This window comes from Paracoccus aminovorans (assembly GCF_900005615.1).
Lineage (GTDB): Bacteria > Pseudomonadota > Alphaproteobacteria > Rhodobacterales > Rhodobacteraceae > Paracoccus > Paracoccus aminovorans.
Map to the genome: position 1 here is coordinate 405,164 of NZ_LN832562.1, position 26,608 is coordinate 431,771.

Consider the following 26,608-nt stretch of genomic DNA (forward strand, 5'->3'; position numbering starts at 1 on the left):
CACCTCGCTGAAGTCCGGGCGGGGCGTGCCGCGCAGCGCGACGGTCGCGGATGTGCTGCGGGGCGTGCCCGGCGTCATCGTCAGCGCGCCGTTGGGGCGCTCGGGTTCGGAAACCATCTCGATCCGGGGTCTGGGCGAAAGCTATGTGCTGACGCTGGTGGACGGCCGGCCGATCGGCAACTCGCAAGAGGCGACCTATAACGGCTATGGTTCGGGGCTGGCGATGTCCTATCTGCCGCCGCCCTCGGCCATCGAGCGGATCGAGGTCATCCGCGGGCCGATGTCCTCGCTTTACGGCACCGCGGCCTCGGGCGGGGTGATCAACATCATCACCAAGCCGGTCGCGGATGCCTGGACCGGCTCGATGACGCTGGGCTACAGCAAATACAAACACAGCGACGCGGGCGACGCGAACGAGGGGCGGTTCTACATCAGCGGCCCGATCCTGCAGGACCGGCTGGGCCTGTCGCTGTTCGGCGCGCGCCACGACCGCCAGAAGGACGAGATGATCGTCTCGGGCCGCGGCGGCGACACGGTGCAGTCCCAGGACATCGAACGCAAGGCCCTGGGGGCGCGCCTGACCTGGGCCATCGACGAGATCCAGACCCTGAAGTTCGACACCGCCTACAGCAGCCAGCAGACCACCAGCACCCCCGTCGGGGGCGAACCGGGCGGCATCCGCGTCAAGCGGATGAACTACGGCCTGTCGCACGACATCACCTGGGGCAACGACTACCGCACCGACAGCTTCCTGACCCATGAGGACGTGGATTTCGAGAACGGCTCGAACGTATCGGGCTACAAGCTGCTGAACCTCAACAGCAAGACCAGCCTCAGCCTGGGCCGGCACGACCTGACCGTGGGCATCGACTATCGCGACGAGACCACGCGCCACAGCCCCGAGCGCGTCAGCGTGAACCCCAAGATGTCGCGCTGGAACTGGGCGCTGTTCGGCGAGGACAGCTTCCACCTGACCGACGACCTGACCCTGACCTTCGGCCTGCGCTATGACGACAACGAACGCTACGGCTCGCAGATCACCCCGCGCGCCTATGCGGTGTGGCACGCCAATCCGGCGCTGACGCTCAAGGGCGGGGTCAGCGGCGGCTACAAGACGCCGACGCTGAAACAGGCCGACAGCAATATCTTCGAGCCCTCGGGCGGCGACGGCCGCGCGCGCGACCAGGGCAACACGAACCTGAAGCCCGAGGAAAGCACCAACTACGAGATCGGCGCGATCTGGGAGACGCAGAGCGGCGTGCAACTGGGGCTGACCGCCTATCACACCCGCTTCAAGAACAAGATCACCACCGAGACGATCTGCGCCCATGACACGCCCGAGCCGGGCTTGCCCACGGACTGCGGCATGAACGGCCCCGGCGATCCGATCAAGTGGATCAACCAATATGTGAACCGCGACGCGGCCGAGCTGAACGGCATCGAGGCCACCGTGGACTTCGCCTGGCGCGACGTGGACGTGTCCTTCAACTACACCTATGCCGACAGCAAGATCACCAAAGGCGAGGACAAGGGCGCGGCCTTCAACAACAGCCCGCTTCACGTCGCGAACCTGGCGCTGGACTGGCAGGCGACCGACACCCTGTCGCTGTGGACGAACGTGCAATACCGCAGGAGCACCACCGACAGCGGCAACAACTTCATCCGCGAACACGCCATCGTCGACCTGGGGCTGGACTATGACTTCACCCCGAACGTGATGGGCAGCCTTGCCGTCTACAACATCGACGACCAGACCTTCGGCAACACCGGCTACAACGACGGCCGCCGCTTCTACATGGGTCTGACCAGCACCTTCTGATCCTCCCCCTTGCGCCGGTCGCCACCATGGCGGCCGGCCGTTTTTCTCGAACGACAGGAGCCTTGAATGGCCGTTCTTACCCGTGTTTCGCCCCGCCTCGCGCTGGCGGCGATGCTGTTTGCCTCGACCGCCGCGGCGGCCATGGCGGAAAACGCCTTCGACACGCCGGCGGCCTTTGCCGGCAAGGTCAGTTTCTCGGGCCCGCAACGCGGCGCCATCCTGGCCGGCGGCCCGGTCGAGATCACCGGCGAGGGCTTCCAGCCCGGCCAAGCCGTGGTCCTGCGGCGCGGCGATGCGCTGCTTTCCGAAGGGCTGAAAGCCGACGACAAGGGCGCATTCGCGCTGGAACTGACCCTGCCCCAGGATGCCGCCGTCGGGCTGCATCCGGTGGTTGTTCAGACGGACAAGCCGGATTCCGCCACCGTGGCCGAGCTGAAGGTCTCGCCCGTGCTGCCGCTGTCGGGCGCCGAGGGCTTCGACGTGACCGAGGCGAAGCTGCCAGAGGGCGTCTATCAGGTCGCGCATAGCGCCAAGAACGGCACGCTTTTCGTCGCCGCCGCCTCGGGCCGGCCGCCCGAGGGTACGTCGAGCATCACCAAGCTCGACGCCGCGACGCTGAAGGTCCTGGCCGAGGTCTCGCCCGCCGCCGATTTCGGCGCCTTCGGCGTGGCCGTCGATGATGCGAACGGCCATGTCTGGGTCAGCAACACGCGCGGCAACAGCGTCGCCGTCTATGCCCAGGACGACCTGTCGCGGGTCAAGCAGTTCGACGCGGGCAGCGTCGAAAAGCCCCGCGACCTGGTGATCGACGCCGCGCGCGGCCGGGTCTATGTCAGCACCCACCGCGCCCGGATCGAGGAATTCGACGCCAGGACGCTGGAAAAGCTGGAGGGCTTCGCCCTGGCATCGGATGTTCGCGGCGGCCGGTTCATGGCCATGAGCTGGCGCTGGATGAAAAGGCCGGCCAGCTATACACCGTCTCGCTGAGCACGCCTGAATTGGCGCGGATCGACCTTGCCTCGCGGCAGGCGACGGTGCTTGCGGTGCCGGGCGCGGTGACGGCGTCGGGGGTCGATGTCGATCCGGCGACCGGGCATGTCTTCGTCGCCTCGCAGGGCAGCGACGATGTGATCGGGCTGGATGCCGAGGGCAAGGTCCTGTTCGACACGCCGGTCGGCGCCGGCACGCTGAACGTCCGCTTCGATGCGACCAGCGGGCGGCTTTACGTCTCGAACCGGGTCTCGGACACGATCACGGTGCTCGATGCGGCCAGCGGCGAGGTGCTGGCCAATCTGGATGGCGGCTCGTTCCCGAACCACCTGAGCCTGGCGCCCGACGGCACGGCTTTCGCGGTGAACAAGGCCCGCGGCAAGGATGACGCCAAGGGCAACATGCTGCGCCGCATCGCCCCCAAGGGCTGAGCCCGACCGGGCGGGACCGCCGGTCCCGCCCGAACCGTTCACCCGTTCCCGGACCGAAGCCATGCCAGCCCTTGCCCGCAATCCCCGTCTTGCCACCGCCTCGCGCAGCCTTGCCGCCATCGGCGGCGGCTATCTGGCCGCCAATCTGTTCGTCCTGGCCTTTGCCCGGCTGGCGCCCCTGGCGCCGCGCGACGCGCTGGAGGCCGGGATGATGCTGGGCTTCGTGCTGTTCGCGCTGGCCGCGATCTGGGCCTTTGCCTGCCGCAGCGCCTGGCAGGCCTGGGCGGGCATCCTAGGCGTCGCGCTGCTCTGCGGGCTGGTCGTCCTGCCGAGGGGCGGCGCATGAAAAAGGGTTTCCGCCAATCCATGGCTTGGCTGCACACCTGGACCGGGCTCCTGCTGGGCTGGCTGCTGTTCGCGATTTTCCTGACCGGCACCGTCGCCTATTTCCGCAGCGAACTGACCTATTGGATGCGGCCCGAGCTGCACGGCTCGGGCGCGGGTCCCGACCCCGCCGGGCAGGCGCTGGCGCAGCTGGCGGAAATCGCGCCGCAAGCCGCAAGCTGGGCCGTCACCCTGCCCGACGAACGCAGCCCGGTGCTGGCATTGTCATGGACCGATCCCGGCGCCGGCCAGGCCGGCGGCCGGGCCGTGGCCAACGTCGCGCATATCGATGCCGCCACCGGCGCGCTGCTGCACCCGCGCGAGACCGCCGGCGGCAATTTCCTCTATCGCTTCCACTTCGAGCTTTACGGCCTGCACCGCACGGTCGCGCGCTGGATCGTCGGCATCGCGACCATGGCGATGTTCGTGGCCATCATCTCGGGCGTGATCACGCATAAGAAGATCTTCAAGGAGTTCTTCACCTTCCGCCCGCGCAAGGGCCAGCGGTCCTGGCTGGACATGCACAACATGACCGGGGTGCTGGCGCTGCCCTATCACGTCATGATCACCTTCTCCGGGCTGGTGCTGTTCGCGGCCACGCTGATGCCGCTGGTCGCGCAGGGGCTTGGCCCACGCGCGCCCCGCCCGGCGGCCGAGGCGTCGGTCGCCTTCCCGCCCGCGCCGCCGCCGCTGGCCTCGATCGCGCCGCTGATCGCCCGGCCCGAGGCCGCCTGGTCCATGCTCGTCGGCCGCATCCTGATCGAGAAGCGCGACCTCGGCACGCCCGAGATCGTGCTGGTCCCGCAGCGCAACAGCGTGGTGACGGTGCATGGCGGCTCGGGCTCGAACGGGGTCGAGCGCATGCGTTTCGACGGCCGCGACGGCCGGCTGATCGAGGCGACCGGCCGCCCCGCGGCCTCGGCGGTCACCCGCTTCGGCAATGCGCTGGGGTCCCTGCATCGGGCGCGCTTCGCCGATACCGGGCTGCGCTGGCTGTTCTTCGTCGCCGGGCTGGCGGGGACGGTGATGACCGGCAGCGGGCTGCTGCTGTGGGTGTCGAAACGTGCCGCGAAACATGCCCGCGCCGACCGCTACCCCTTCGGCCTGCGGCTGGTGCAGCGGTTGAACGTCGGCGGCATCGCCGGATTGGCGCTGGCGACGGCCGGCTATCTCTGGGCGAACCGGCTGATCCCGGCCCAGCTGCCCGACCGCCCGCAGGCCGAGATCGCGGCCTTCTTTTCCATCTGGCTGCTGGCGACGCTTTGGGGGTTCCTGCGGCCCCCGCAGGAAAGCTGGGGCGCGCAGCTTGGCCTGACCGCCGCCCTGCTGCTGGGCCTGCCGCTGCTGGGTGCGGCAACCGGGCCGGTATCGCTGCCGCAAGCGATCTGGCAAGGCGATTGGGTGCTGGCTTCGGTCGAGCTGACCGCCCTGTTTTGCGGCTTGCTCTGCGCCATTGCCGCCCTGCAGTTGCGTTCGGACCCGTGCCGAAAGGCGGGATCCGGCGCCATACGCCTCGCCAAGACCGGGGCGGAGGGATGACGGGCTGGATGTCGCTGGGCCTGGCGCTGCTGGGCTTTGCCAGCCTGGCGCTGGCCATGCCGCACCATCACCAGCAGGTGCTGCGCCGCCCGATCAGCCGCCGCAGCCGATGGGGCTGGCGCCTGACGGGAAGCGCGTTCCTGGGCCTTCCATGGCCTGCGCGCCCTGCGGCGGGCATCCGACAGCCTCAAGGCCGGTCCGCCGCGCATGTCAGATAGGCCATGATCAGCCGCCGGCACTGAGCGGCAAGCCGCTCGGCCGCCAAGCCCGCGGGATGCTGTTCCAGCGCCCGATGCGCGGCGGTCTCCAGCACGGCTTCCAGCATCGCGGCCGCCTCTGCGGGATCGAGATCGGCGGCCAGGTCGCCGGCATGGCGCCGCAATTTCTGCTCGATCAGCATCGCGATCCTGGCGCTGAGCGTCTTCCTGTGATCGGCGCGACCGACGCGGGGCGCAATCTCGATCAGGACCCTGTGGAGCCGAGGATCGTGCGGGTGATTTTCAAAGGCGGTCGCGACCAGGGCATCGACCGCTTCGGCCAGCGTTTCGTCCGGTCCTGCCGCGACCGCCTCGGCGAAGCGCGCGGCAAAGACCTCGCCGTAATGGTCGACCACCGCCGCCGCCAGCGCCTGCTTGTTCGGATAATACTGGTAAAGCGAACCGACGCTGACGCCCGCCCGTTCCGCCACCCGGGCGGTGGTCATTGCCTCGAACCCGCCCTGCGTCAAAACCTGAGCGGTCGCCTCGACGATTGCCCGAACCGTGGCTTGCGCCCGGCTTTGGCGCGGGATTTTGCGTGGATTCACATCCATCTGGACCAGCTTCGGATCAGGCGCAGGGAAAGCGAATACAAAACATGATGGATTCGTCACATATTAAGGGCATCAACGCAAGCAGGGCCGCGTCAGGCAGGGGAAACCCGCGCCCGCGGCCGGAAAAGAAGGAGAAATCCGATGACCGACACGGATTCCGCGCTCGACCTGAACCGCTTTCACCTGCACCTCGATGACGGGCCGCGCATCCGCCCGGTTTCCGTGGCCTCCAAGGCCGGGGACCGCCCGGCCGAGGGCAGGACTCTGGCGGTATTCTCGGCAGAACGCCCCGAGGACCTTCACCCGGAATATTGGGAGATGCACCCGGGCGGCGATGAGCTGCTGATCGCCTGCTCGGGCCGGCTGGAACTGGATATCGAGGATGCCGGCGGTATCCGCACGGTCGAGCTGACGCCGCGGACCGGCCAGGTCGTGCCCTCCGAGCTTTGGCATCGGCTGCGGCTCCTGGAGCCTGCCGTCCTGATGGCGCTTACCCATCGAAGCGGCACGCAGCGCCGCAAGGACAGCGGCGCATGAACCGGGTTCAGGCCCGCCGGAGCCCGTAACGACGGGGAGACATCATGGCCCAAAACCGTTTCGACGCAGGATCCCGCAACGGCCCGGCCGCCGCCGGACAACAACGGTGCGGGGCCGCCCCGCCGACCCGTGGTCCGGCGGTTATGCTGGTCGCGCGCTCGGTCCTTGCGGTGGCCGCGCAGGGCATCGTCGTGCTGGTTTTTGCGGCGCGGGGATCGGCCTCGCCCTGGCGCGATGCCGGGCTGTGGCTGCCGGTCTACGGCACCCTGATCGACGCGGGCTGCCTGCTCCTGCTGTGGCGGTTCACGCGGCGCGAGGGTATCCGGCTTGTCGACCTGCTGAACCTCGACCGCAGCCGCCTGGCGCGCGACGTGATCCTGGGGCTGGGCCTGGTGCCTCTGTCGCTGGCCTGCGTGCTGGGCGGCGTCGCCCTGAGCAGCCTGCTGGTCTATGGTAAGATCGGGCTGCCGCAACTCGGCGCGCCCTTGCCGCTGGTGCCCGCGCTTTATGCCGTGCTGGTCTGGCCGCTGATCTGGGGTTTTACCGAGCAGATGACCTATAACGGCTATGCGCTGCCGCGCATCCGGGCGCTTTCCGGCAGCACCGCCCTGGCCGTGGCCGTGGTCGCCTATTGGTGGGCGTTCCAGCACGTCGTCATGCCGTTGATCTGGGACCCGCCCCATATGCTGCATCGGTTGCTGGGGTCGCTGCCGAATGCGCTGTTCATGATCCTGGTCTGGCTCCGGTTGCGCAGGCTGCTGCCGCTGGCCGTCGCGCATTGGCTGATGAATGCGGCGGCCATGTTCGCCGGCAGCCTGTGGCCGCTGATCACTTGAGCTCCGCATCTGTCGGCATGCTGCGACACGCCCCGCTTCCACCCGGGCGATGCCTGCCTCCCAGTTGGCTGGACGATCTGCCGTCCTTGTCCGGGCGTTGGCATGACGGCGTGGACCCTTGCCGTTTGCCCGGGAGCGAAGCCCTGGAAAGATGCCGAAGGCATTGGTTCGCTTCGCTCGGAACCGGTTTGCCCGAAGCAACAACCACCGCTCGCAGCAGTGCGGATGCCGTTCCCACGAGTGCGAGGAATCGGGGAAGCAAACCGCCAAATGTCCCCGCTTCCCAATGGCGGGTCGACGCAAAAACAAGTGCCCGCAGCGTCGTCGGCTTTTCTCTAGAAAGAACCCGTTCGGTCACCGGACTACAACCAGCCAGGAAACCAGGACATTGCCTCGAACCGGTCCCTGCGCGGGCGCACTTCGGCAAGTCCGAAGGCGGCCGGTGCGGATGCCATCATCGATACCGTCGCAGACCTGCCGGCGCTGATCGAAAGCCTGGAAATCGCCGGAACCGGCCCAGCCGAGGAGTCGCCGGCACAAGCCGCAGATCAGGGCCACGTGTGAGGCTGGTGTGTCGCGGAAAAGACGGCTCAGCCTCTGTCCCGGGAACGCCGCAAAGGAAGTTGTCGGCCAAGGCCTTGGCGGATGGCGTCTCCCCAGCCCTAAGTCGCCGTTTCGCTGCGCGAACAGCGCGAAGCGACATGCGCGCGCGCATATCCGCCTATCTCGGCACCCAAGTCAGCGGCGGAAAAGGATATGGAACCCCTGCTCCTGCTGCAGGAAATCGCATTCGACCCGGAACACGTCGCGCAGCAGGTCGGGGGTCAGGACTTCGGCCGGGGTGCCGTGGCGGATCACCCTGCCCCGGTCCAGCACCAGAAGCCTGTCGCAGAACATCGCGGCGTGATTGAGATCATGCAGCGCCACGATGCTGGTCAGGCCCAGCTTGGGGATCAGCCGCAGCAACTCCAGCTGGTGCTGGATGTCCAGGTGGTTGGTCGGTTCATCCAGGAACAGTTCGCGCGGCTCTTGCGCCAGGGCGCGGGCGATATGGACGCGCTGACGCTCGCCGCCCGAGAGGCCGTGCCAGCTTTCGCGCCGGAACCCGGTCATGCCCACCTGATCCAGCGCCATATCGACCGCCTGCTGGTCGGCCCTGGTCCAGCCCGACAGCGCCGAGCGATGCGGCGTGCGCCCCAGGCGGACCACCTCTTCGACCGAGACGTTGATCTCGGTCGAGGCATGTTGCTGGACCAGCGCCACGCGGCGGGCCAGGTCGCGGCGCGGGGTCCGTGCGATGTCGCGCCCGTCCAGCATGACCCGCCCCGAGACCGGGCGGCGCAGCCCCGCCAGCAGCCGCAGCAGCGAGGATTTTCCCGATCCGTTCGGGCCGAGCAGGCCCAGGACCATGCCCGGCTCGACCGCCAGCGAGACGTCGTCCACCACCGTCTTCTGGCCGATGCGCCAGACCAGGTTTTCGGCCAGAATGCTCATAGCGCCCGCCTCTGCCGGTAAAGGATCAGCGAAAAGCAGGGCACGCCGACCAGCGCGGTGACGATGCCGATGGGCAGGGTCTGCTGCACCATCACGCTGCGCGAGACGATATCGGCCAGCACCATGAACACGGCGCCGACCAGCGCGCAGCTGGGCAGCAGCCGCATATGGCCCGGCCCGACCAGAAAGCGCACCGCATGCGGCACCACCAGGCCGACGAAACCGATCGAGCCGACCATGCTGACGATGGTGGCGGTGATCAGGGCGGTCACGGCGAACAGGACCAGGCGCACGCGCTCGACCGCGATACCCAGCGACGCCGCGGCATCGTCGCCGAAGGTAAAGGCATCCAGCGCCCGCGCATACCAGATGCAGACCGCCAGGCCGATCAGGATGACCACGACCAGCAGCTGGAATTCGGGCCAGCGCACGCCGCCGAAACTGCCCAGCAGCCAGAACATCACGTCCCGAGCCTGCTGGGCATTGCCCGAGGTGGTGACGATATAGGCGGTCAGCGCGTTGAAAAGCTGCGCCGCCGCCACCCCCGACAGGATGGTCCGGTCCGCCCCGCCGCGCCCGCCGCCGGACAGGACCGCGACGAAGGCGAAGGCCGCCAGCGCCCCGGCAAAGGCCCCCGCCGACAGCGAGACGGCACCGGCGCCGACACCCAGGATGATGATCGCCACTGCCCCGGTCGAGGCCCCGGCCGAGACGCCCAGCACATAGGGCTCGGCCAGGGTATTGCGCAGCAGCGATTGCAGGATCGCGCCGCAGATCGCGAGCCCCGCCCCGCAGAGCGCCGCGACCAGCGCCCGGCTGAGCCGCAGGTCCCAGATCACGCTGTCCTGGATGCGGCTGATCTCGGCCGTGGTCCAGCCCATGTGGTTCGTGACCGAACGCGCGACGGTGCCGATGGGAATCGGCATCTCGCCGATCCCGACCGCCGCCGCGATGGCCAGGGCCAGCACCACCAGGCAGACCGGCACCAGCAGCAGGAACCTGGCGTCCAGTCCCGAAAACCCGCGCTCGCGCGTCACTTGTCCAGCCCGAGGCCTTCAAGCTGGCGGGCGACTTCCTCGGCGCCATAGATGGTGCGGATCGTCGGGTTCATCGCCGCGCCGTCCATGACCACGATGCGGCCGTTTTGCACGGCCTCCATCTGGCTGGCGGCGGGATCGGATTTCAGGAATGCGATCTTGGTTTCGGCCTTGTCCAGATCCCAGCGGTTGCGGTCCAGCGCGGCGGCGACGATCACGGTCGGGTCGGCGCCGATGATCCCCTCCCAGCCGACGGTCGGCCATTCCGCCTCGGCGTCGATGGCGTTGTGCCCGCCCAGGACATCGGCGATGAAGCCCGAGGCGCTGTTCTTGCCGCCCAGATAGGCGTCGTCCGCCGCCGAGGGGCTGGAGAACCAGAACAGGAAGCTCAGCTCCGGGTTCGGCTTGAACCTGGCGCGCAGATCGGCCTCGCGCTTCTTGAAATCGGCGATCAGCGCCTGGCCGCGATCCTGCACGTCGAAGATGCGCGAAAGCTCGTCGATCTCCTGATAGAGCAGGTCCATGTTCCACAGCGCGGCCCGGCTGCCGTAGATGTCCTTGGTGTCCTGCTTCGTCGCGCAGACGCCCGGCGACAGATAGGCCGGGATGTCCAGCGCGGCGAAATCCTCGCGCTTCGAGACCTTGCTGTCCGGCCCCATCAGCAGCGGCAGCTGCGCGGCGACGAAATCGGGCTCTTCTGCCAGGATCGCCTCCAGCGTCGGCTGCTCGACGGTCAGCAGCTTGACCTTTTCATTGGCCGCCGCGAGCTCCGGCAGCACCTTGGTCGGCCAGAAGGCCGAGGCGGCGACGCGATCCTCAAGGCCCAGGAGTAGCAGGATCTCGGCGCTGTTCTGCCCCAGCGCGACCGCACGGGTCGGCGCCTTGGCAAAGGTGACCTCGCTGCCGCAGTTTTCCAGCACCAGCGGATATTGCGTCGGCTCGGCGACGGCGGCGCCTGCGGCGAAAAGGGCCACGGCGGCAGCGATGGAAGGACGAAGCAGCGGAATCATGACACGGAGCCCCTGGATGATGCGGTTCTCCAAGCAGCTATCGGCGCGCGCCGGCTGACGCAATAGCGTTTCTGTCGGAAATATCCGGCAGGCGGAGCCGCCCGCCGCCCTGCCCGGGGTCCGCGCCCGCCCAGGCAGCAAGGGGCATCGGCCTTCCCCTTCGCGCGAAGGGGAAGGCCAGGCGGCAAGCCGGGGCCGTCAAAGCCCGATGCGGACGACGCTTTCCGCGCTGCCTTGCGCCGCATCCTCGCCGTTCTTGATGGTGACGAACAGGGCGCCGCTCTTGGCATCCAGCGCCAGGCTGTTCGGATGCGCCGGCAGGTCGATCTTTTCCACCAATGCGTAGCTGTCGGTGTCGAAGACGCTGACGCTGCCGTCGCCGCGGCCGGTCACGTAGAGACACTTGCGCGCGGCATCGAAAAGCGGCGCGATCGGACCTTCGCCGGTGGGCAGCGCGCGGAGGGTGGTGCCGTCGGCGGGGTTCAGGACCAGCACCTGGCCGCCCTTGCCGCGCGGGGCATAGTCGGGAAGGCTTTCGCGGCGGATCTCGTCCATCTTCGTCAGGCCCTGATCGGTCGCGAAGATGCGGTCCCCGGCGGCGTCCAGCGCCAGGTTCAGAAGCTGGTCGCCCGAGGTCTCGGCCTTGCCCAGGACCTCCAGCGTCCCGGTGTCGAGCGTGTAAAGCTCGCCCTGCTGGTTGGTGACGTAAAGCCGTTCCGCGGCCGCGTCATGGGCGACGCCGGTGGCGACGAAGCCAAGGCCCGGCACCACCTTCTCGGGCTTCAGCGCCTGGGTGTCGACCACATAGAGCGCGCTGTCCTTGAAGGCGAGGCCAGGGGCATAGAGGCGGTGATGGGCGGGGTCCAGCACCAGTTCGCGGATGTTGTGCGGCGGGCGCTCGTTGCCTTCCTCGTCCTTGACCTTCTCGGCCAGCCGGACCTTGCCGATCACGCGATTGGCCGCGATGTCGATGACATGCACGGCGGCGTCGGTGGTGTCGCCCGCGTAAAGCCGGCCGGCCTCGTCATCCAGCCCAAGGCCGAACCCCTTGCCCTCCAGCGGGATTTCCGCCTGCACGGCCAGCGTCTCGGGGTCCAGCCGCAGGATCTTCGACGCCGGGGCGTCCGGGCCGAACCCGCCGGCCGAGGCGACGAAAACCGCGTTCTGGCTGGGCGAATAGACCAGTTCGTAAAGCGCCGGGGCCAGTTCGGCACGCAGGATGCGCTTGTCCGCCTGGACCGCGGCGGCGGGGGCGGCGCCGGGGGCGGCCTGTTCGGCATGGATTGCCGAGGTGGTCAGAAGGGCGGCGAGGATCGCGGTGCCCAGCCGGAGAGAAGAGTGACGCATGGATCTATCCTTTGGATGCGGTGAAGGGAAGGAGGCGGTCAGCGCCGCGCCGCGCGCCGGCGGTTGCGGCAGAGCAGCGCGGCGAAGACCAGCGCCGACGCCAGGCTCAGATGGCCGGTCCAGGCGACCAGGCCGAAGCCCGTCCCCAGGCCATGGATCGCCACAGGCAGCGCCAGCGGGATCAGCAGCCAGCCGAACCAGCGCAGCGCGCGGGTCGGCCCTGCGGGCAGTGGCCGACCGAATTCGTCCCGCTGATGGCGGTCCATCGACAGGGCGAGGCAGGCGAAGCCGGCCAGCAGAATCGTCAGGACAAGACCATGGGTCATGCGGCCTCGCGGATGGCTGGGGCGGCGCGCCGCTTCTTCGGCTGTCGCGGCTGGTGGCGGGCGATGCGGCGGGCGATCTCGGCGCTGGTCAGGGCAAAGACCAGCAGCGTCAGGTCGAAGCCCGCGAACAGGTGATCGCCCGAGGCCAGGCTGGCCGGCAGGCCCCGCGCCGTGGTCAGCATGTTCAGCAGCGGCAGCAGCGCCAGCGCGGCGGCGGTGGCCGCGAACTGCTCGATCCAGGCCCGTTTCGGCGGGCGCAGCACCGCATGGACCAGCATCAGGCCCCAGAGGATGAAGACCAGGTGGACCTCCCATGCCGCGCGTCCGGGCAGGTGCAGGGGCAGCAGGCGATTGGCCCAGAGCATCCCCGCCATGGCCAGCGGCAGCCCGGCGATGGTGGCGATGTTCAGGCGCTCGACCAGCCGGAAGCCGAAATAGGGCCGCCGGGGATCGGGCAGCTTGGCCCGCCGCTTGACCACCCACAGCGCCAGACCCGAACCGACCATCGCCGTCCCCGCCAGGCTGACCAGGAAATAGAGCCAGCGCGTCGCCAGATCGGCGAAGCGGCCCATGTGCAGGCCGTAGAACACGCCCTGGGTCTCGGCTGCGGGGCCGGAGCGCTCCTTGGCGGTGACCAGTGCCCCGCTGACGCCGTCGAAGACCAGGTAGCGCGGCGTGGTCGAGATACGCCGCTCCTGCGCCTGGGCGATGGCGACCTGTGCCGTCGCATCGCCGGGATTGTTGATCTGGACGGTGCCCACCCTGCCCTCGCCCCAGCGCGCCTCGGCCTGTCGGACCAGCGGCGCGATGGCGGTCAGGGGCGCGGCCGTGCCGCTGGGGGGCGGCGCGGGCAGGAAGAAGCGCATCTCGTTGGTGACCGCCGCACGCTCGGCCTGCGAAGACAGGCTCTGCAACCCCCAGGGCATGTAGAGCACCATCAGCGTGATCAGCCCGCTGTAGGTCACCATGAAATGGAACGGCAGGCCCAGCACCGACAGCGCCGCATGGCCGTCCAGCCAGGACCGCTGACCCTTGCCCCAGCGGAAGGTGAAGAAATCGCTGAAGATCTTCTTGTGGGTGATGACGCCGCTGACGATGGCCACCAGCATGAACATGGCGCAGAGACCCGCGATCCAGCGCCCCCAGATCGCCGGCATGTAATGCAGGTTGAAATGGAAGGCATAGAAGAAATCCCCGCCCTCGGTCGCGCGGGCCGTCAGCGTGCCGCCGGTCGCGGGGTCGAAGATGCCGTTTCCGAAGCCGTCGCCGTCGCGCCAGAAGGCGGAAACCGCCGGGTTGCGCGCCGTCGGCAGGTGCATGCTCCACAGCGTGGCCGTCGGGGCGTAGTCGGTCTCCAGCGCCTCGGCCATCCGCTGCGCGACCTCGGGCGCGGCGGTGCGGGCCGAGACGGCGGGCAGTTCGGGCCGCATCCAGGCTGAGATCTCTTCGCGGAAATAGCTGACGGTGCCGGTCAGGAACATGGCATAGAGGATCCAGCCGACCAGAAGCCCGGTCCAGATATGCAGGTCCGACATGGTCTGGCGGATGCCGCGCGGCTTCGCGCTCATGCCCCCGCCCCCCACCGGACCCAGGCGCCGGCCGCCAGCAGCGGCAGGGCGGCGACCGCCAGCCCCGCCCATGCGCGCCGGGCCGAGCGCACGGCAAAGACCCAGACCACCGCCCCGGCGTAGATGAGAAAGCTCAGCAGCATCCCGGTAAAGACCGCGTCCGGGCCCGGCATCGGCAATGCCAGCGCCGCGACCGAAACCAGCGCGGCCAGGGCATAGCCCCCGAACAGCGCCGCGACGATGCGCGACGCCAGCGGGCCACGGGCCAGGACGGCCCGGACGGACAGGTCCGCCATCTCAGAACTCCATCGAGGCCGACAGCAGGAAGGTCCGGGGCGCCCCCAGCCCGCTGTAGAGCGTCGTCGCCCAATAGGCCTTGTTGGTCACGTTGGTCAGGCTGGCCTTCACCGTCAGCGGATGGTCCGCCACTTCGGTGACATAGCGCGCGCCCAGGTCGAAGACGGTGCGTCCGGGGACCGACTGGGTGTTCTCGGCATCGATGTATTGCTTCGAGATATAGGTCGCGTTCCCCAGCAGCGTCAGGCCTTCGACCGCGGCGACGTCCCATTCCGCGCCGATCTTGGCCTGCAGCTTCGGCACGCCGGTGGCCAGCTTGCCCTCGTTGACGCCGCCCGCCGTCTTGGTCAGCTTGGGCTCGACATAGCCGACGCCGCCCATCAGCCGCAGCGTGGGACGCAGTTCGCCGAAGAAGCTCCATTCCGCACCCCGGTTGCGCTGCTCGCCGCCGAAGGAAAAGACATTGCTGACCGGATCGGTATAGCTGCCCGGCTTGCGGATGTCGTAGAGGCTGATGGTCTGGGTCAGGTTGCCCATGTCCCATTTCAGCCCGATCTCCTTTTGCCGGGTCTTGTAGGGCGGGAACACCTCGCCGGCATTCTCGGCGGTGGCGGGCGCGGTCGCGCCCTGGCTGAGGCCCTCGATATAATTGCCATAGACCGAGATGCGGTCGCTCAGGCGATAGTTCAGCGCCACGGCCGGGGTGGTGGCGCTGGCGTCATAGCGGGCGGTCCGGGCGCCGGTGACCGGGTCGAACGTGTCGCTGACCACCGACTGGCGCCGCAGTCCGACGGTCAGCTGCGCCCGGTCCTCGGCGAAGGACAGCGTGTCGGCGATGCCGATGCCGGTCATCCTCACGGCGCTGGTCTTATTCAAGGGCGCGTCGCTGAAGCCGCGATCCACGGCCGGCCCCCAGACCGGGTGATAGATGTTGGTGATCCAGTCCTCGGGCATCATGTTGCGCAGAAAGCCGAATTTTTCCTCCATCCGGTAATGGGTCGCGTTGACGGCCCATTCGTGGCGGATTTCGCCGGTGTCGAACCGTCCCCTGACCCCGACATCGGCGGATTGCTTGTGGTCGATGAACCGCTGATGCGAGACGTTGTTTCTGAAATCGCCCGCCTCGTTGAAGACCTGGTAGGTCGAGGCCGCCAGCGCGTCGAAATCCGTCCTGCTGATCCCGTAGGCGGCATAAGCGGTCACGTCGTCGGTGACGTCCAGCTCGCCCCGGACGATGGCGGCTGAATCCTTCGTCCTGCTGAAGGTCCAGGTCGGGCTGAGCAGCGTCTCGGGGCTGGGCGGGCCGGGCACGTCGATGCCGGGGGCAAGGCTGATCCCGCGGTTCGCCCCGTCCACCAGGTCCTTGCTGTAATACAGGTCGGCGCTCAGGCGGACGCGCTCGCCCTGCCAGTCGGCGCCCAGGGCCAGCAAGCGGGTGCCCTTGTCCTGATCGTTCACCGCGCCCTCGCCGCCGCGATAGACGCCGTTGAAGCGCAGGCCGAATTCCTTGTCGTCGCCAAAGCGGCGCGCCATGTCGACATGGGTGCCGAACTGGGCATCGTTCATATAGGTCAAGGTCACCCGGTTCAGCGGCGCGTCCGGCGCGCGCTTGGGAACGAAGTTGACGCTGCCGCCGACCGAACCGCCGGGGGGCATCCCGTTCAGCAATGCCGAGGGGCCCTTCAGCACCTCGACCCGCTCGAACATTTCCGGCGAGGCGCGCCAATAGGGGGTGACGCCGTAAAGCCCGCCGACCGAGGCATCGGCGATCGCCACGCCGAAGCCGCGGATGGCATAGCTGTCGGTCAGCATCCCGGTCGAACCGCTGGTGAAGACCGCGGGATCGGTGGCGGCAATGACCTGGGAAATGCTCTGCGCCTGCCGGTCCGCGACGTATTTCTCGGTATAGGCGACGGTGCTGAAGGGCGTGTCCATGACGTCCTTGTCGCCCAGCATGCCCAGTTGGCTGCCGGTGGCCACCTGCCCGCCGGCATAGGCCGCGGGCAGGCCGCCCGCGCCTGCGGCGGTCAGCGTGACGGTATCGAGCACCACCGCGCCATCGGCCGCCGCGCCGCCCGCAGCGGCCGAGGCTGCGGTTCCGACCAGCGCCGTGCCCTCGGCGGTGATCCGGAAGGGGATGCCGGTCCCCGCCAGCATCCTGCCCAGGGCCTGGTCGGCGGTCAGCGTCCCCTGCACGGGCCGCGAGGACATGCCGCGCGCCACCGTCGCCGCCATCGACACCTGCAATCCCGACTGCCGGCCAAAGGCGTTCAGCGCCGAGGCCAGGGGCTGCGCGGGAATGTCGAAACTCCGCGCGGACCCGACCTGCGCCGCCGCGGGCGGGATCATCGCCGGCATGCCGGCCGCCGCGGCGCCAAGCGCGCCGGTCAGCAACAGGCGCGCGGCCAGCGTCCCGCGCCGGCCTCTTTGCGGTAAGTCGTTTTCCCTGCAAGGTTTCATGGCTCTGTCCCTGGTATGCGGCGTGCGTTCGGCACGCGGTTGCTGACATAGGGACGATCAGCCCGAGGCAATTTTTCACCGCGCTACGAAATTTTTCGCGGCGCCGGTCCACCGCGCGGCTAGCTGGCGGGCCCGCCGGACAGGATCACCAGCCAGGGCGAGACCTGCCGCACCTGTCCGCCATAGGGCTGGACCAAGGCCCGAAGCGCGCTGTCGGGGTCGCGCAGGTCGTAAAGGCCGGTGACCCTTTGCCGGCCCAGCGTGTCGCCGCTCAGCCGGATCCAGCCGCGGTGATAGCGCTGGATCTGCTCGACCACCGCGGCGATGGGCGCGTCCTCGACGAAGATCCGGCCGTCGCGCCAGCTTGCGATCTCGTCGGGCGGCAGATGGCCGCGCCGCATGCGGCCGGTGTCGTGCGACACCGTCACGCTGTCCCCCGGCGACAGCGTGGTCTTCCGCCCCGCCGCCACCCGCAGCGAGCCGTGGACAAGATCGATCCGCGTCGCCTCGGACGACATGCGGACGTTGAAGGCGGTGCCCAGCACCTTGGCCCGGACATCGCCCGCGGTGACGACGAAGGGGCGGCTCGGGTCGGGCGCGACCTCGAAGAAGGCCTCGCCCGCCAGCAGGCGCACGCGGCGTTTCTGCCCGCTCATGTCGATGTCGACGGCGGTTTGCGCAGCCAGGCTGACGACCGAACCGTCCTCCAGCTCAATCGTGCGGGTCTCGGCCGTCCGCGTCAGGTAGTCGGCCCGCAGCCACAGCATGACATGCGGCCCGGTCAGAAAGACGAGGGCCGCGACGGCGAAGGCGGCCAGCAAGGCCGGCATCGCCCGCCGGCGCCTCGGGACGGGCGGCGGGGGTGCCGACCCGGCCGCGGGCGCAGCGGCCGCAACGGGCCAGGCCGCCTCGAGCACCGGAGCGGCCTGGCCGAGCGTGCGCCATGCCCGGCGGGCGTTTTCCCATGCCCGCGGGTTTTCAGGGTCCTGCTCCAGCCATTCCCGGAACGCCTCTTGCAGCGCGTCGTCGGCGGAGGGATCGTTCAGGCGCAGGAACCAGTCCACGGCCTCTTCGAGACGCGCTTCCGTTCGCGGGGCCATGGGGGATCCTGTCATATCGTCTCGCTGCACGTTTTGCTGGCTACGCTGGCTCTTCACTATATCAGACGATCGGCGGAAGAAATTTTTTCACCGTCCGCGGGTGATTTCGGGCATGGCTTCAATCGCGGCGGTCGAGGCGCAGGGCCAGCGCGACCATCACCTTGCGCACATGCCGATGCGCCGTCGCCAGCGAGATATCCAGATGGGCGGCGACCTCTTCCAGGGTGAAGCCGCCGAAGCGATGCATCTCGACCGCGATGCGGACCTCCTGCGGGAACTCGGCCAGCACCTGGTTCACGATGCGGATCTGGTCGCAGATCAGCAGGTTTTCCTCGGGCGTGGGCGACGGCGCCGGCAGCGTCCAGAACGGGGCCGCCTGGCCGCCGTGGCGCTGTTCGACCTTGCGCCGCTTCAAGACATCGAAGGATAGATGGCGCACGATGCTGTAGAGATAGGCCCGCATCTGCTCGGGTCCGGCGCCGCGAAACCGGGCGGGCGCAAACCGCATGAAGGCATCCTGCACGACATCCTCGGCCGCCTCGCGCGAGCCGAGGATCGGCGTGGCATAATCGATCAGCGCGGCGCGATGGGTCAGATAAGCGCCCTGCCGTGCATCCCCGTTCCCCATCATGCGCGGCCGCCTTTCTCTGCCCGACCTTTGCCCGGCAGGCGGGCTTATCTATTCCTGACTTAAACGCATGGAATTGACAGCGCAATGCCTTCCCGCCAGGGCGCGGCGCTTGCTGCGGGCCGTCTCTATGGTGCTTGCAGGGCATCGCGGACACGCCGCATGGCGGCAGCGGAAGCCGAGCGGAGTTCGGACAAGGCCCCTGCGGGGAGGTTTGGGGCTTGTCCGGTGCCGAGACATGTCGATCGCGGAGGTGCGGTCGCGCGTCCCCCGGCTGGCGTGCGTCCGTGGGCCGGCCGGCGAACCGCACCCTGCCCGTGTCGGCCTCTGCTAGCCGCAGAAGGCGCGCAGGATCTTGCCCGAGGCCGGGTCGGTTTCCACCGTCACCCGCTCTTGGCGATAGTCCATCGTCACGCCCTGGCCGGGGCTGATCTGGCGCACGATGCTGGCGCCGGTGGCCTGCATCGCCTGTTCGTCGGTCAAGCGAGCCTTGCCGGTCAGGGCCTCGGCGGCCTCGGCGCGACAGACGCCCGGCGCGGCATTCGCATCGGCCGCTTGCGTGCTTTCTTTGCAGGCGGCAAGGGTGATCGCGGCCAGAGACAGTGCGGCGATGGCGATGAAGTTCGGTTTCATGTCGGCCGATCCTTTCTTGTCATGGATATGGCGACGCCACCTGGGCAGCGCCAAGCCAAGACGGAAATATAGTTGCGGACAAGCACATGGACCATGGGCCCGGTTGCCGGGCGATGCCAAGTGCCGCTACGTCGCAGCCGAGAGGAAAACCGTAGCTGTCCGCTTGCCGAGGGATCGGCCCGTCATGGCAGCAGCATGCGAGAGGCCAGGGATCGCCCCCTGGACCGGGCCCGATGGCTTCAAGCGGCTGCGCGTCCGTCTCGTTCGGGGTGCGCTGTTGTCCTGCCTTCGGCCGGGGGCCGGCGCCCGCCGCTTCGGCCGCCGACGCGTTCCAGCACCAGATCGGCATTGTCCGCCCCGCCCGTCGATATGGGGTTCATGGTCGTGGTGATGAAAAGCAGCCCGTCATGGGACGAGATCCGCGCCTGCAGGGCATAGCTGTGCCTGTCCTCGATCCGCTGCGGATCATAGGACAGCGCAAAGGGCACCGGAACCTGCCCTTGCGGCCGGATTTCGATTGCGGCGACTCGCAGGCGGCAAGAGCCAGAAGCAATGCTGCGCCGGTCGCGCCCGTCAAGGTTCGGAATATCATGCCGGGATCGCTTCTGCATGGCTTGTGAAAAGCCGGTGATGACGGTTCGCCGTCGCTCCGCCCATCCTGGCGCAGGCCTCATCTCGGGGCCGGCGGGCCTTCGGAGCCGATACCGCGCACCCTGTCCCGAAACTGTTCGGCCCGTCGCGCATGCGGCAGCGGCGGAGCCCTGCCCCGGCCCGGACACCCAGGCCACGCCCACTCTCGCAGCGACGTCGCGATTCCGCAGATGCGCCGGGGCGTCGCGAGGGAAGCGCTCGAAATCGTCGCGGTCAACCGGCGCGAACGGGGCCGAAGTCCCGCATCCAGACCGACGTGTAGCGCAGCCGTCTGGCATGTGCTGGCACCAGGATGATGCGGCCGCTTCATTCCTGCCGGATTGGCGCGGCGCCCGCCAGCACCGCCAGATGTTCGAGATCGCTGCCCAGCTGACCTGGAACGGCGCCGCCGCATCCGTCAGCACCAAGCCATCATCGAGCAGCTTGGCCGCCGCGGATTTCCAACCCGGCGGCGATCCCGGAGGCCAGCGGTCAACCTTCCTTCAGGACGCCTGCCGCGCGGGCGAAGGCGCGCGCCTCGGCCGGAGCCTCGCCCAGGGTGCGCGCAGCGACCAGCGCGGTCCAGTCGTGGCCGGGAAAGGCCTCGGCGACTTCGGCCAGCAGCGGCCTGCGGGCGGCCTTGGCGCGGGCGCAAAGGTCCTTGACCTGTGCGGCCGCCTCGGGACGGGGCAGGCCCGCCGCCTCGGTCAGGGCGAAGGTCAGCGCCTCGGCATGGATGACGCCGCCGTCGGCCTCCAGATCGGCGCGCATGGCCTCGGGCAGCGGTGTCAGCCGCGCCGTCGCATCCGCGGCCAGTTGCAGAATCCGCCCGGCGTCGATGCAGATCTGCGGCAGGGTCAGCCATTCGGTGAACCAGGCGGCGCCGTCGCGCTGCTGGCGATGCAGCCCCGCACCGGTCAGGACGGCCGACAGCCCGATGGCATGACGGGCCAGCGCCACCAGCGCCGAGGGCGCGACCGGGTTCTGCTTCTGCGGCATGGTCGAGGATGCCCCGCCCCCCGAAATCACCACCAGGGCCAGCCCGGACTGGGTCAGCAGCAGCAGATCCTCGCCCATCTTGCCCAGCGACGCGGCCAGGCCCGCGATCCAGCCCGCCAGCGCCCCGGTGCCGGCGCGGTCGCTGTGCCAGCTGTGCCCGCGATCATGCAGGGCCAGCGCCTCGGCCAGCCCGGCACGGATCTGCGCGCCCTGCGGCCCCATCGCCGAAAGCGTCCCCGCCGCACCGGAAAGCGAGACGCAGAGCACCGCCCGGCGCAGCCTCCCCAGATCGCGAAGGTGATCCAGCAGCGGCCAGCCCCAACCGGCGACGACCGCGCCGAAACTGGTCGGAGTCGCCAGCTGGCCATAGGTCCGTGCCGCCATCGGCTGCGCGGCCTCCGCCTGGGCCATGACGCCGAGGCAGGCGATCAGCCCGCGCAGGCGGGTTTCCCACAGATCCAGGACCTCGCGCAGGCGCAGGGCCAGCGCAGTATCCATCACGTCCTGGCTGGTCGCGCCCCAATGCAGGTATTGCGCATGGTTCGGTTGGCCCATCGCCTTGCGCATGGCGGAGACCAGCCCCGGCACGGGAACGCCGTTTTCCGCCGTCGCCGCAGCAAGATCGGCGGGCGAAAGCCGCATCTCCGCGCAGGCCGCCGCAATGGCCTCGGCCGAGGCGGCGGGGATGGTGCCAAGCCGCCCCTGCACCTGCGCCAGGGCGGCCTCGACGCGGATCATCGCGGCAAGCGACGCCTCGTCCGTAAAGAACCGCGCGGTTTCGGCATCGCCCAGAAGGCCAGAGAACAGCACGCTGTCGGCGGGGGCTGCGGGCATGATCGGCTCTCCTCTATCTGGCCTTTGTCCTTCAGGCCCATTCTTTTGTGTCCCAAATATCCTCGGGGGTGAATTGCGGCGCAGCCGCAAGAGGGGGCGGAAAGCCCCCTCCCTTCGCAGGCGTCACCCGACGATGGTCGCTTCGGTCGCGGCGCGCATCGCATCCTCGCTGACGCCCTCGGCCAGCTCGACGATCCGCAGCCCTCCCGGGACCACGTCCAGCACGCCCAGGTTGGTTATGATGCGGTTCACCACCTTCTGCCCGGTCAGCGGCAGCGTGCAGGCCTTCAGCACCTTCGACTCGCCGTGCTTCGAGCTGTGGTCCATCACCACCACCACGCGACCGACCCCGGCCACCAGGTCCATCGCGCCGCCCATGCCCTTGACCAGCTTGCCCGGGATCATCCAGTTCGCCAGGTCGCCGTTCTCGGCCACCTCCATCGCGCCCAGGATCGCCATCGCGATCTTGCCGCCGCGGATCATGGCGAAGCTTTCCGAACTGTCGAAATAGGCGGTCTGCGGCAGCTCGGTCACCGTCTGCTTGCCGGCGTTGATCAGGTCCGGGTCCTCTTCGCCCTCGAACGGAAACGGCCCGATGCCCAGCATGCCGTTTTCCGATTGCAGCGTCACATGCACCCCCTCGGGGATGTAGTTCGCGACCAGCGTCGGGATGCCGATCCCGAGGTTCACGTACCAGCCGTCCTGCAGCTCCTGCGCGGCCCGCGCCGCCATCCGGTTGCGGTCCCAGCCCTTGGTTTCGGCGGCCATCAGACGGTCTCCTTCTTGCGGGTCGTGTCGGAGACGCGCGAACGCGTCGTGCGCTGCTCGATGCGCTTTTCATGCGCGCCCTGGATCAGGCGATGGACATAGATCCCCGGCAGGTGGATCGCATCGGGGTCGAGCGAGCCGGTCGGCACGATCTCCTCGACCTCGCAGACGCAGATGCGGCCGCATTTCGCCGCCGGCACGTTGAAGTTGCGCGCGGTCTTGCGGAAGATCACGTTGCCGCTCTCGTCCGCCTTCCAGCCCTTGACGATGGCGAGGTCCGCGACGATGCCGCGCTCCAGAATATAGGTCTCGCCGTCGAAGTCCTTGTGGTCCTTGCCCTCGGCGATGACCGTGCCGACGCCGGTTTTCGTGTAGAAGCCCGGGATGCCGGCGCCGCCGGCGCGCATCCGCTCGGCCAGGGTGCCCTGCGGGTTGAACTCCAGCTCCAGCTCGCCCGAGAGATACTGGCGCATGAACTCGGCGTTCTCGCCGACGTAGGAGGAGATCATCTTGCGGATCTGGCGCGAATCCAGCAGCTTGCCCAGCCCGAACCCGTCGACGCCGCAATTGTTCGAGGCCACGGTCAGATCCCTGGTCCCCGCCTTCAGGATCGCCTCGATCAGCAGTTCCGGGATGCCGCAAAGCCCGAAACCCCCGGCCGCGATCAGCATCCCGTCCCGCAAAACACCCTCAAGCGCAGACCCGGCGCTCGCGTAGACCTTACTCATGCCGCGACCTCCCTCAGTCCCAGGATGTTCCGGGCCTGCTGCCAGGACGCGACGGGACGCTCGTATTTCTCGCAAAGTTCGACCGCCCGCCGCACCAGCGCCGCGTTCGAGGGCGCCAGCCGCTCGCGGTCCAGACGCACATTGTCCTCGAGCCCCGTGCGCGCATGCCCGCCCGAGGAAATCGCCCATTCGTTCAACACGATCTGGTTCGAGCCGATCCCGGCCGCGCACCAGGGCGCATCCTCGCCGAAGAGCCGCTTCACCGTGTGGATGTAATAGTCGAAGACGTCGCGATCCACGGGCATCGCGTTCTTGACCCCCATGACGAACTGGACATAGGGCGTGTCCTTGATGCGCCCGTCCTTGTGCATCGCGGCGGCTTGCAGGATGTGCGACAGGTCGAAGGCCTCGATTTCCGGCTTGACGTCATGGGCGATCATCTCGGCGGCCAGGAAATCGACCAGGTCGGGGGCGTTCTCATAGACGCGCGTCGGGAAGTTGTTCGACCCCACCGCCAGCGAGGCCATGTCGGGCGACAGCCGCAGCATGCCGCCGCGTTCGCGGCCCGCACCGGAACGGCCGCCGGTCGAAAGCTGGACGATCATGCCCGGGCAGTGCTTTTCAAGCCCCTGTTTCAGCGCGGCGAAACGCTCGGGGTCCGAGGTCGGCTTGCCCGCGTCGTCGCGGACGTGGCAATGGGCGATGGTCGCGCCGGCCTCGAAGGCCTCATGCGTCGACTCGATCTGTTCGGCCACGGTGATCGGCACCGCCGGGTTGTTGTCCTTGGTCGGAAGCGAGCCGGTGATGGCGACGCAGATGATGCAGGGTTTGGTCATGGCTCATACATCCAGAAAAACGGTTTCACCTTCGCCTTGCAGGCGGATGTCGAAACGATAGCGGCCCTCGCCCAGGTGGCGGGCGATCAGCGTCTGGCGACGGGGGGCTTGCTCGATCAGGTTCAGCACCGGATCGGCGGCATTGTCCTCGTCCTCGAAATACATCCGGGTCTGCAGGCCGATGTTGATGCCCCGCGCCACCAGCCACAGGCTGAGATGCGGCGCCATCATCCGGGTGTTGCGGCCCTGCACGGGGCCGGGCTTGATCGTCTCGAAGCTGAAGACGCCGGCCTCGAAATCAGGCACCACGCGGGCCCAGCCGCGAAAGTCCCTGGCGACCTCGGCATGACGCGGATCCTCGGGATGGGGATAGATGCCCTGCCCGTCCGCCTGCCAGACCTCGATCAGCACGTCCTTGACCGGCGCGCCGGTGCCGTCGGTCACCATGCCCTCGACGCGGATGCGCTGGCCGGGCGTCTCGGGGCCGACGATGTCGTGGCCCAGCTCCTGGCGGTAGATGTCGAAGCCCGCGGCGCCCGGGGCCAGCCCGATATGGACATAGGGTCCTGCCGTCTGCGAGGGCGTTTCCTTGAGGTAATGCAATTCCTGCGGCATGTCAGTTCCCCTCCAGGCGGTTTTCGAACAGGGTTGAGCGGCGGCCGCGCAGCACGATGTCGAACTTATAGGCCAGGCAATCCAGCGGCACGGCGGCGTTCATGTCCAGGGGCGCGATCAGCTGCTGGACGGCGCGCGGATCGGGAATGGCCTTGACGATGGGACAAAGCGGGATCAGCGGGTCGCCCTCGAAATACAGCTGGGTGATCAGGCGCTGCGTGAAGGCGGTGCCGAAGACCGAGACGTGGATATGCGCCGGCCGCCAGTTGTTGACCCAGTTGCGCCAGGGATAGGCGCCCGGCTTGATGGTGCGGAAATGGTAATAGCCGTTCGCATCCGTCAGCGTGCGGCCGCAACCGCCGAAATTCGGGTCGATGGGGGCAAGGTAGCTGTCCTTCTTGTGGCGGTAGCGCCCGCCCGCGTTGGCCTGCCAGATCTCGACCAGCGTGTTCGGCACCGGCCGCGCGTTCTCGTCCAGCACGCGGCCGTGGACGATGATGCGTTCCCCCACCGGGTCGCCGTCCTTGGCATAGTTGCGGATCAGGTCGTTGTCGATGTCGTCGATGTCGCGATGACCGAAGGTCGGGCCGGTGATTTCCGACATCGAGCCTTGCAGCGACAGCATCGCCAGCCGCGGCGAACGCGCCACCGAGGTCTTGTAGTCGGGCGTCAGCGCCGGCGGCTGCCATTCGCGGTCGCGTTGATAGAACTCCGCTTGCCTCATGCTTGCTCCTCCTTCTGGTCCTGTTCGGCGAAGATGTCCTTCGCGATCTTGATGGCGTGATTGGCGCGGGGCACGCCCGCGTAGATGGCGACATGCAGAAGCGCCTCCATCACGTCGTCGCGGCTGGCGCCGGTGTTGGGGATCGAGCGCAGATGCAGCATCAGCTCGGCATCGTTGCCCAGGCCCGCCAGCAGCGCGATGGTCATCATCGAGCGTTCGCGCAGGCTGATGGTGTCGCGCGCCCAGACATGGCCCCAGGCCGCATCGGTGATCAGCGCCTGGAAGGGCTGGTCGAAGGGTGTCTTCTGCGCCTCGGCGCGGGTGACATGGGCCGCGCCCAGGACGCGGGTGCGGATCGCCATGCCCTTGTCGGAAAGTTCGGTCATTGGCTGTGCCTTTCCAGGAAGGGCGTCAGGATCGCCGCATAGGCGGCGGGCTGCTCGATGCAGGGCAGATGGCCGGCGCCGGGAATGATGCGGAAGTCGGCGCCGGGGATCAGCGCGGCGGTCGCGCGCACCACGTCGGCGGGCGAGGCGCCGTCGCTGTCGCCCGCGATCACCAGCGCGGGCAGGCGCAGCGCGGCGGTCGCCTGCGTCTGGTCGGCTTGCGACAGGGCGGTGCAGGCCGCGACATAGCCCTCGGCCGGACTGCGGGCCAGCATGTTGCGCCACAGCGCCAGTTCCGGCGTGGCGCGGAAGGCCGGGCCGAACCAGCGATCCATAATGCCGGCGGCGATGGAGGCCAGCCCGCCGGCCCGGATCGCGTCGATGCGCTGCTGCCAGCTTTCCGCCGTGCCCAGCCTGGCCGCGGTGTTCGACAGGACCAGCGCGCGCAGAAGGTCGGGCCGCCGGCTGGCGACCGCTTGCGCGATCAGCCCGCCGATGGAAAGGCCGACGAAGATCACCGGGCCGCCCGCCACCGTCTCGATCAGCGCGATGGCGTCGGCGGCATGATCCTCGATCCGGTCGCCCGCGCCCAGATCGGACAGCCCGTGGCCCTGCTTGTCGTAACGCAGGTAGCGCAGCCCGGACGGCAACAGCGGGATCAGCGCGTCCCAAAGCCGCAGGTCGGTGCCGAGCGAATTGGCGAAAAGCACGATCGGCGCGCCTTCGGGGCCGTCGATCCGGTAGTGCAGCGCACCATAGGGACGGGTCAGGACTTGCATGGAATTTCCTCCTGCTCATAATCTAGCAAAAGCGAAACCGGGCAGATAATGCAAAACACACG

Annotated in this window: 29 protein-coding genes; 8 read left to right on the forward strand and 21 right to left on the reverse strand. The window is 68.5% G+C overall.

Going from position 1 to position 26,608, the window contains the following annotated elements:
* Nucleotides 1-25 precede the first annotated feature (25 nt).
* From JCM7685_RS17945 to JCM7685_RS17965, 6 genes are all read left to right on the forward strand, one after another.
* Entirely contained in the window at nucleotides 26-1,819 is a 1,794-nt protein-coding gene (locus JCM7685_RS17945) for a TonB-dependent receptor domain-containing protein (protein WP_231964735.1), read from the forward strand.
* A 66-nt stretch (nucleotides 1,820-1,885) separates the two neighbouring features.
* A complete protein-coding gene (locus JCM7685_RS20440) occupies nucleotides 1,886-2,806 on the forward strand; it encodes a YncE family protein (protein ID WP_231964736.1) in 921 nt (306 codons plus the stop codon).
* An 11-nt stretch (nucleotides 2,807-2,817) separates the two neighbouring features.
* Nucleotides 2,818-3,240, forward strand: coding sequence for a YncE family protein (locus JCM7685_RS20445; RefSeq protein ID WP_231964737.1), 423 nt, complete (start codon nucleotides 2,818-2,820; stop codon nucleotides 3,238-3,240).
* 61 nt (nucleotides 3,241-3,301) lie between these two features.
* On the forward strand, nucleotides 3,302-3,586 hold the full coding sequence (locus JCM7685_RS17955) for a DUF3649 domain-containing protein (protein ID WP_074967889.1): 285 nt from the start codon (nucleotides 3,302-3,304) through the stop codon (nucleotides 3,584-3,586).
* Nucleotides 3,583-5,163, forward strand: coding sequence for a PepSY-associated TM helix domain-containing protein (locus JCM7685_RS17960; RefSeq protein WP_074967891.1), 1,581 nt, complete (start codon nucleotides 3,583-3,585; stop codon nucleotides 5,161-5,163). Before JCM7685_RS17955 ends, JCM7685_RS17960 begins: the two co-directional genes overlap by 4 nt.
* Nucleotides 5,160-5,381, forward strand: coding sequence for a DUF3325 domain-containing protein (locus JCM7685_RS17965; protein WP_074967893.1), 222 nt, complete (start codon nucleotides 5,160-5,162; stop codon nucleotides 5,379-5,381). Before JCM7685_RS17960 ends, JCM7685_RS17965 begins: the two co-directional genes overlap by 4 nt.
* On the opposite strand, the gene JCM7685_RS17970 is transcribed toward JCM7685_RS17965, so the two are convergent.
* A complete protein-coding gene (locus tag JCM7685_RS17970) occupies nucleotides 5,351-6,034 on the reverse strand; it encodes a TetR/AcrR family transcriptional regulator (RefSeq protein WP_145981086.1) in 684 nt (227 codons plus the stop codon). The genes JCM7685_RS17965 and JCM7685_RS17970 overlap by 31 nt on opposite strands.
* A gap of 81 nt (nucleotides 6,035-6,115) precedes the next feature.
* Here JCM7685_RS17970 and JCM7685_RS17975 point away from each other — a divergent pair, with 81 nt between their 5' ends.
* Together JCM7685_RS17975 and JCM7685_RS17980 are read left to right on the forward strand one after the other, a co-directional pair.
* Nucleotides 6,116-6,511: a cupin domain-containing protein gene (locus JCM7685_RS17975; protein ID WP_074967897.1), complete on the forward strand. Its 396-nt coding sequence runs from the start codon at nucleotides 6,116-6,118 to the stop codon at nucleotides 6,509-6,511.
* 143 nt (nucleotides 6,512-6,654) lie between these two features.
* The gene (locus JCM7685_RS17980; RefSeq protein ID WP_074967899.1) at nucleotides 6,655-7,347 is read left to right on the forward strand and encodes a CPBP family glutamic-type intramembrane protease; all 693 of its coding nucleotides are present in this window, start codon (nucleotides 6,655-6,657) and stop codon (nucleotides 7,345-7,347) included.
* A 738-nt stretch (nucleotides 7,348-8,085) separates the two neighbouring features.
* Here the strand turns inward: JCM7685_RS17980 and JCM7685_RS17985 are convergent.
* The 20 genes from JCM7685_RS17985 to pcaD form a co-directional block, all read right to left on the reverse strand.
* Nucleotides 8,086-8,841 (reverse strand): ABC transporter ATP-binding protein, encoded by a 756-nt coding sequence (locus JCM7685_RS17985; protein ID WP_074967901.1) that lies wholly within the window; start codon nucleotides 8,839-8,841, stop codon nucleotides 8,086-8,088.
* Complete coding sequence (locus JCM7685_RS17990) at nucleotides 8,838-9,878, reverse strand: FecCD family ABC transporter permease (protein WP_074967902.1); 1,041 nt, start codon at nucleotides 9,876-9,878, stop codon at nucleotides 8,838-8,840. Before JCM7685_RS17990 ends, JCM7685_RS17985 begins: the two co-directional genes overlap by 4 nt.
* Nucleotides 9,875-10,888, reverse strand: a complete 1,014-nt coding sequence (locus JCM7685_RS17995) for an ABC transporter substrate-binding protein (protein WP_074967969.1) — start codon at nucleotides 10,886-10,888, stop codon at nucleotides 9,875-9,877. Before JCM7685_RS17995 ends, JCM7685_RS17990 begins: the two co-directional genes overlap by 4 nt.
* A 198-nt stretch (nucleotides 10,889-11,086) precedes the next feature.
* Entirely contained in the window at nucleotides 11,087-12,235 is a 1,149-nt protein-coding gene (locus tag JCM7685_RS18000) for a YncE family protein (protein WP_074967904.1), read from the reverse strand.
* A gap of 38 nt (nucleotides 12,236-12,273) precedes the next feature.
* Entirely contained in the window at nucleotides 12,274-12,561 is a 288-nt protein-coding gene (locus tag JCM7685_RS18005) for a DUF3325 domain-containing protein (RefSeq protein ID WP_074967905.1), read from the reverse strand.
* Nucleotides 12,558-14,129 (reverse strand): PepSY-associated TM helix domain-containing protein, encoded by a 1,572-nt coding sequence (locus JCM7685_RS18010; RefSeq protein WP_074967906.1) that lies wholly within the window; start codon nucleotides 14,127-14,129, stop codon nucleotides 12,558-12,560. Before JCM7685_RS18010 ends, JCM7685_RS18005 begins: the two co-directional genes overlap by 4 nt.
* A complete protein-coding gene (locus tag JCM7685_RS18015) occupies nucleotides 14,126-14,425 on the reverse strand; it encodes a DUF3649 domain-containing protein (protein ID WP_074967908.1) in 300 nt (99 codons plus the stop codon). The genes JCM7685_RS18010 and JCM7685_RS18015 overlap by 4 nt, the downstream gene beginning before the upstream one ends.
* A 1-nt stretch (nucleotide 14,426) precedes the next feature.
* Nucleotides 14,427-16,886: a TonB-dependent receptor gene (locus JCM7685_RS18020; RefSeq protein ID WP_211657842.1), complete on the reverse strand. Its 2,460-nt coding sequence runs from the start codon at nucleotides 16,884-16,886 to the stop codon at nucleotides 14,427-14,429.
* A 119-nt stretch (nucleotides 16,887-17,005) separates the two neighbouring features.
* Complete coding sequence (locus JCM7685_RS18025) at nucleotides 17,006-17,986, reverse strand: FecR family protein (RefSeq protein ID WP_170848925.1); 981 nt, start codon at nucleotides 17,984-17,986, stop codon at nucleotides 17,006-17,008.
* Between the two features lie 118 nt (nucleotides 17,987-18,104).
* Nucleotides 18,105-18,617 (reverse strand): RNA polymerase sigma factor, encoded by a 513-nt coding sequence (locus JCM7685_RS18030; protein ID WP_211657843.1) that lies wholly within the window; start codon nucleotides 18,615-18,617, stop codon nucleotides 18,105-18,107.
* Between the two features lie 327 nt (nucleotides 18,618-18,944).
* A complete protein-coding gene (locus JCM7685_RS18035; protein WP_074967912.1) occupies nucleotides 18,945-19,247 on the reverse strand; it encodes an I78 family peptidase inhibitor in 303 nt (100 codons plus the stop codon).
* Nucleotides 19,248-19,486: 239 nt separating this feature from the next.
* Nucleotides 19,487-19,858: a YbaY family lipoprotein gene (locus JCM7685_RS18040; protein ID WP_074967914.1), complete on the reverse strand. Its 372-nt coding sequence runs from the start codon at nucleotides 19,856-19,858 to the stop codon at nucleotides 19,487-19,489.
* A 511-nt stretch (nucleotides 19,859-20,369) separates the two neighbouring features.
* Complete coding sequence (locus JCM7685_RS18050; protein ID WP_074967916.1) at nucleotides 20,370-21,710, reverse strand: lyase family protein; 1,341 nt, start codon at nucleotides 21,708-21,710, stop codon at nucleotides 20,370-20,372.
* 123 nt (nucleotides 21,711-21,833) lie between these two features.
* Nucleotides 21,834-22,478, reverse strand: coding sequence for a 3-oxoacid CoA-transferase subunit B (locus tag JCM7685_RS18055; RefSeq protein WP_074967918.1), 645 nt, complete (start codon nucleotides 22,476-22,478; stop codon nucleotides 21,834-21,836).
* Nucleotides 22,478-23,206 carry a CoA transferase subunit A gene (locus tag JCM7685_RS18060; protein WP_074967920.1) on the reverse strand — a complete coding sequence of 243 codons (729 nt, stop codon included), beginning with the start codon at nucleotides 23,204-23,206 and terminating at the stop codon, nucleotides 22,478-22,480. The genes JCM7685_RS18055 and JCM7685_RS18060 overlap by 1 nt, the downstream gene beginning before the upstream one ends.
* Nucleotides 23,203-24,042 (reverse strand): BKACE family enzyme, encoded by an 840-nt coding sequence (locus JCM7685_RS18065; RefSeq protein ID WP_074967922.1) that lies wholly within the window; start codon nucleotides 24,040-24,042, stop codon nucleotides 23,203-23,205. The genes JCM7685_RS18060 and JCM7685_RS18065 overlap by 4 nt, the downstream gene beginning before the upstream one ends.
* 3 nt (nucleotides 24,043-24,045) lie before the next feature.
* On the reverse strand, nucleotides 24,046-24,657 hold the full coding sequence (pcaG, locus tag JCM7685_RS18070; protein WP_074967924.1) for a protocatechuate 3,4-dioxygenase subunit alpha: 612 nt from the start codon (nucleotides 24,655-24,657) through the stop codon (nucleotides 24,046-24,048).
* A gap of 1 nt (nucleotide 24,658) precedes the next feature.
* Complete coding sequence (pcaH, locus tag JCM7685_RS18075) at nucleotides 24,659-25,381, reverse strand: protocatechuate 3,4-dioxygenase subunit beta (RefSeq protein WP_074967926.1); 723 nt, start codon at nucleotides 25,379-25,381, stop codon at nucleotides 24,659-24,661.
* Entirely contained in the window at nucleotides 25,378-25,767 is a 390-nt protein-coding gene (gene pcaC, locus JCM7685_RS18080; RefSeq protein WP_074967928.1) for a 4-carboxymuconolactone decarboxylase, read from the reverse strand. Before pcaC ends, pcaH begins: the two co-directional genes overlap by 4 nt.
* Nucleotides 25,764-26,546, reverse strand: coding sequence for a 3-oxoadipate enol-lactonase (gene pcaD / locus JCM7685_RS18085; protein WP_074967930.1), 783 nt, complete (start codon nucleotides 26,544-26,546; stop codon nucleotides 25,764-25,766). The genes pcaC and pcaD overlap by 4 nt, the downstream gene beginning before the upstream one ends.
* Nucleotides 26,547-26,608: the final 62 nt, after the last annotated feature.

Excerpts from the sequence above, each read along its gene's own strand:
- JCM7685_RS20440 (WP_231964736.1), top strand. The coding sequence starts at position 1,886 with ATGGCCGTTCTTACCCGTGTTTCGCCCCGCCTCGCGCTGGCGGCGATG.
- JCM7685_RS17955 (WP_074967889.1), top strand. The coding sequence starts at position 3,302 with ATGCCAGCCCTTGCCCGCAATCCCCGTCTTGCCACCGCCTCGCGCAGC.
- JCM7685_RS17960 (WP_074967891.1), top strand. The coding sequence starts at position 3,583 with ATGAAAAAGGGTTTCCGCCAATCCATGGCTTGGCTGCACACCTGGACC.
- JCM7685_RS17965 (WP_074967893.1), top strand. The coding sequence starts at position 5,160 with ATGACGGGCTGGATGTCGCTGGGCCTGGCGCTGCTGGGCTTTGCCAGC.
- JCM7685_RS17975 (WP_074967897.1), top strand. The coding sequence starts at position 6,116 with ATGACCGACACGGATTCCGCGCTCGACCTGAACCGCTTTCACCTGCAC.
- JCM7685_RS17980 (WP_074967899.1), top strand. The coding sequence starts at position 6,655 with ATGCTGGTCGCGCGCTCGGTCCTTGCGGTGGCCGCGCAGGGCATCGTC.
- JCM7685_RS17985 (WP_074967901.1), bottom strand. The coding sequence starts at position 8,841 with ATGAGCATTCTGGCCGAAAACCTGGTCTGGCGCATCGGCCAGAAGACG.
- JCM7685_RS17995 (WP_074967969.1), bottom strand. The coding sequence starts at position 10,888 with ATGATTCCGCTGCTTCGTCCTTCCATCGCTGCCGCCGTGGCCCTTTTC.
- JCM7685_RS18000 (WP_074967904.1), bottom strand. The coding sequence starts at position 12,235 with ATGCGTCACTCTTCTCTCCGGCTGGGCACCGCGATCCTCGCCGCCCTT.
- JCM7685_RS18005 (WP_074967905.1), bottom strand. The coding sequence starts at position 12,561 with ATGACCCATGGTCTTGTCCTGACGATTCTGCTGGCCGGCTTCGCCTGC.
- JCM7685_RS18010 (WP_074967906.1), bottom strand. The coding sequence starts at position 14,129 with ATGAGCGCGAAGCCGCGCGGCATCCGCCAGACCATGTCGGACCTGCAT.
- JCM7685_RS18015 (WP_074967908.1), bottom strand. The coding sequence starts at position 14,425 with ATGGCGGACCTGTCCGTCCGGGCCGTCCTGGCCCGTGGCCCGCTGGCG.
- JCM7685_RS18020 (WP_211657842.1), bottom strand. The coding sequence starts at position 16,886 with ATGAAACCTTGCAGGGAAAACGACTTACCGCAAAGAGGCCGGCGCGGG.
- JCM7685_RS18025 (WP_170848925.1), bottom strand. The coding sequence starts at position 17,986 with ATGGCCCCGCGAACGGAAGCGCGTCTCGAAGAGGCCGTGGACTGGTTC.
- JCM7685_RS18030 (WP_211657843.1), bottom strand. The coding sequence starts at position 18,617 with ATGATGGGGAACGGGGATGCACGGCAGGGCGCTTATCTGACCCATCGC.
- JCM7685_RS18035 (WP_074967912.1), bottom strand. The coding sequence starts at position 19,247 with ATGAAACCGAACTTCATCGCCATCGCCGCACTGTCTCTGGCCGCGATC.
- JCM7685_RS18040 (WP_074967914.1), bottom strand. The coding sequence starts at position 19,858 with ATGCAGAAGCGATCCCGGCATGATATTCCGAACCTTGACGGGCGCGAC.
- JCM7685_RS18050 (WP_074967916.1), bottom strand. The coding sequence starts at position 21,710 with ATGCCCGCAGCCCCCGCCGACAGCGTGCTGTTCTCTGGCCTTCTGGGC.
- JCM7685_RS18055 (WP_074967918.1), bottom strand. The coding sequence starts at position 22,478 with ATGGCCGCCGAAACCAAGGGCTGGGACCGCAACCGGATGGCGGCGCGG.
- JCM7685_RS18060 (WP_074967920.1), bottom strand. The coding sequence starts at position 23,206 with ATGAGTAAGGTCTACGCGAGCGCCGGGTCTGCGCTTGAGGGTGTTTTG.
- JCM7685_RS18065 (WP_074967922.1), bottom strand. The coding sequence starts at position 24,042 with ATGACCAAACCCTGCATCATCTGCGTCGCCATCACCGGCTCGCTTCCG.
- pcaG (WP_074967924.1), bottom strand. The coding sequence starts at position 24,657 with ATGCCGCAGGAATTGCATTACCTCAAGGAAACGCCCTCGCAGACGGCA.
- pcaH (WP_074967926.1), bottom strand. The coding sequence starts at position 25,381 with ATGAGGCAAGCGGAGTTCTATCAACGCGACCGCGAATGGCAGCCGCCG.
- pcaC (WP_074967928.1), bottom strand. The coding sequence starts at position 25,767 with ATGACCGAACTTTCCGACAAGGGCATGGCGATCCGCACCCGCGTCCTG.
- pcaD (WP_074967930.1), bottom strand. The coding sequence starts at position 26,546 with ATGCAAGTCCTGACCCGTCCCTATGGTGCGCTGCACTACCGGATCGAC.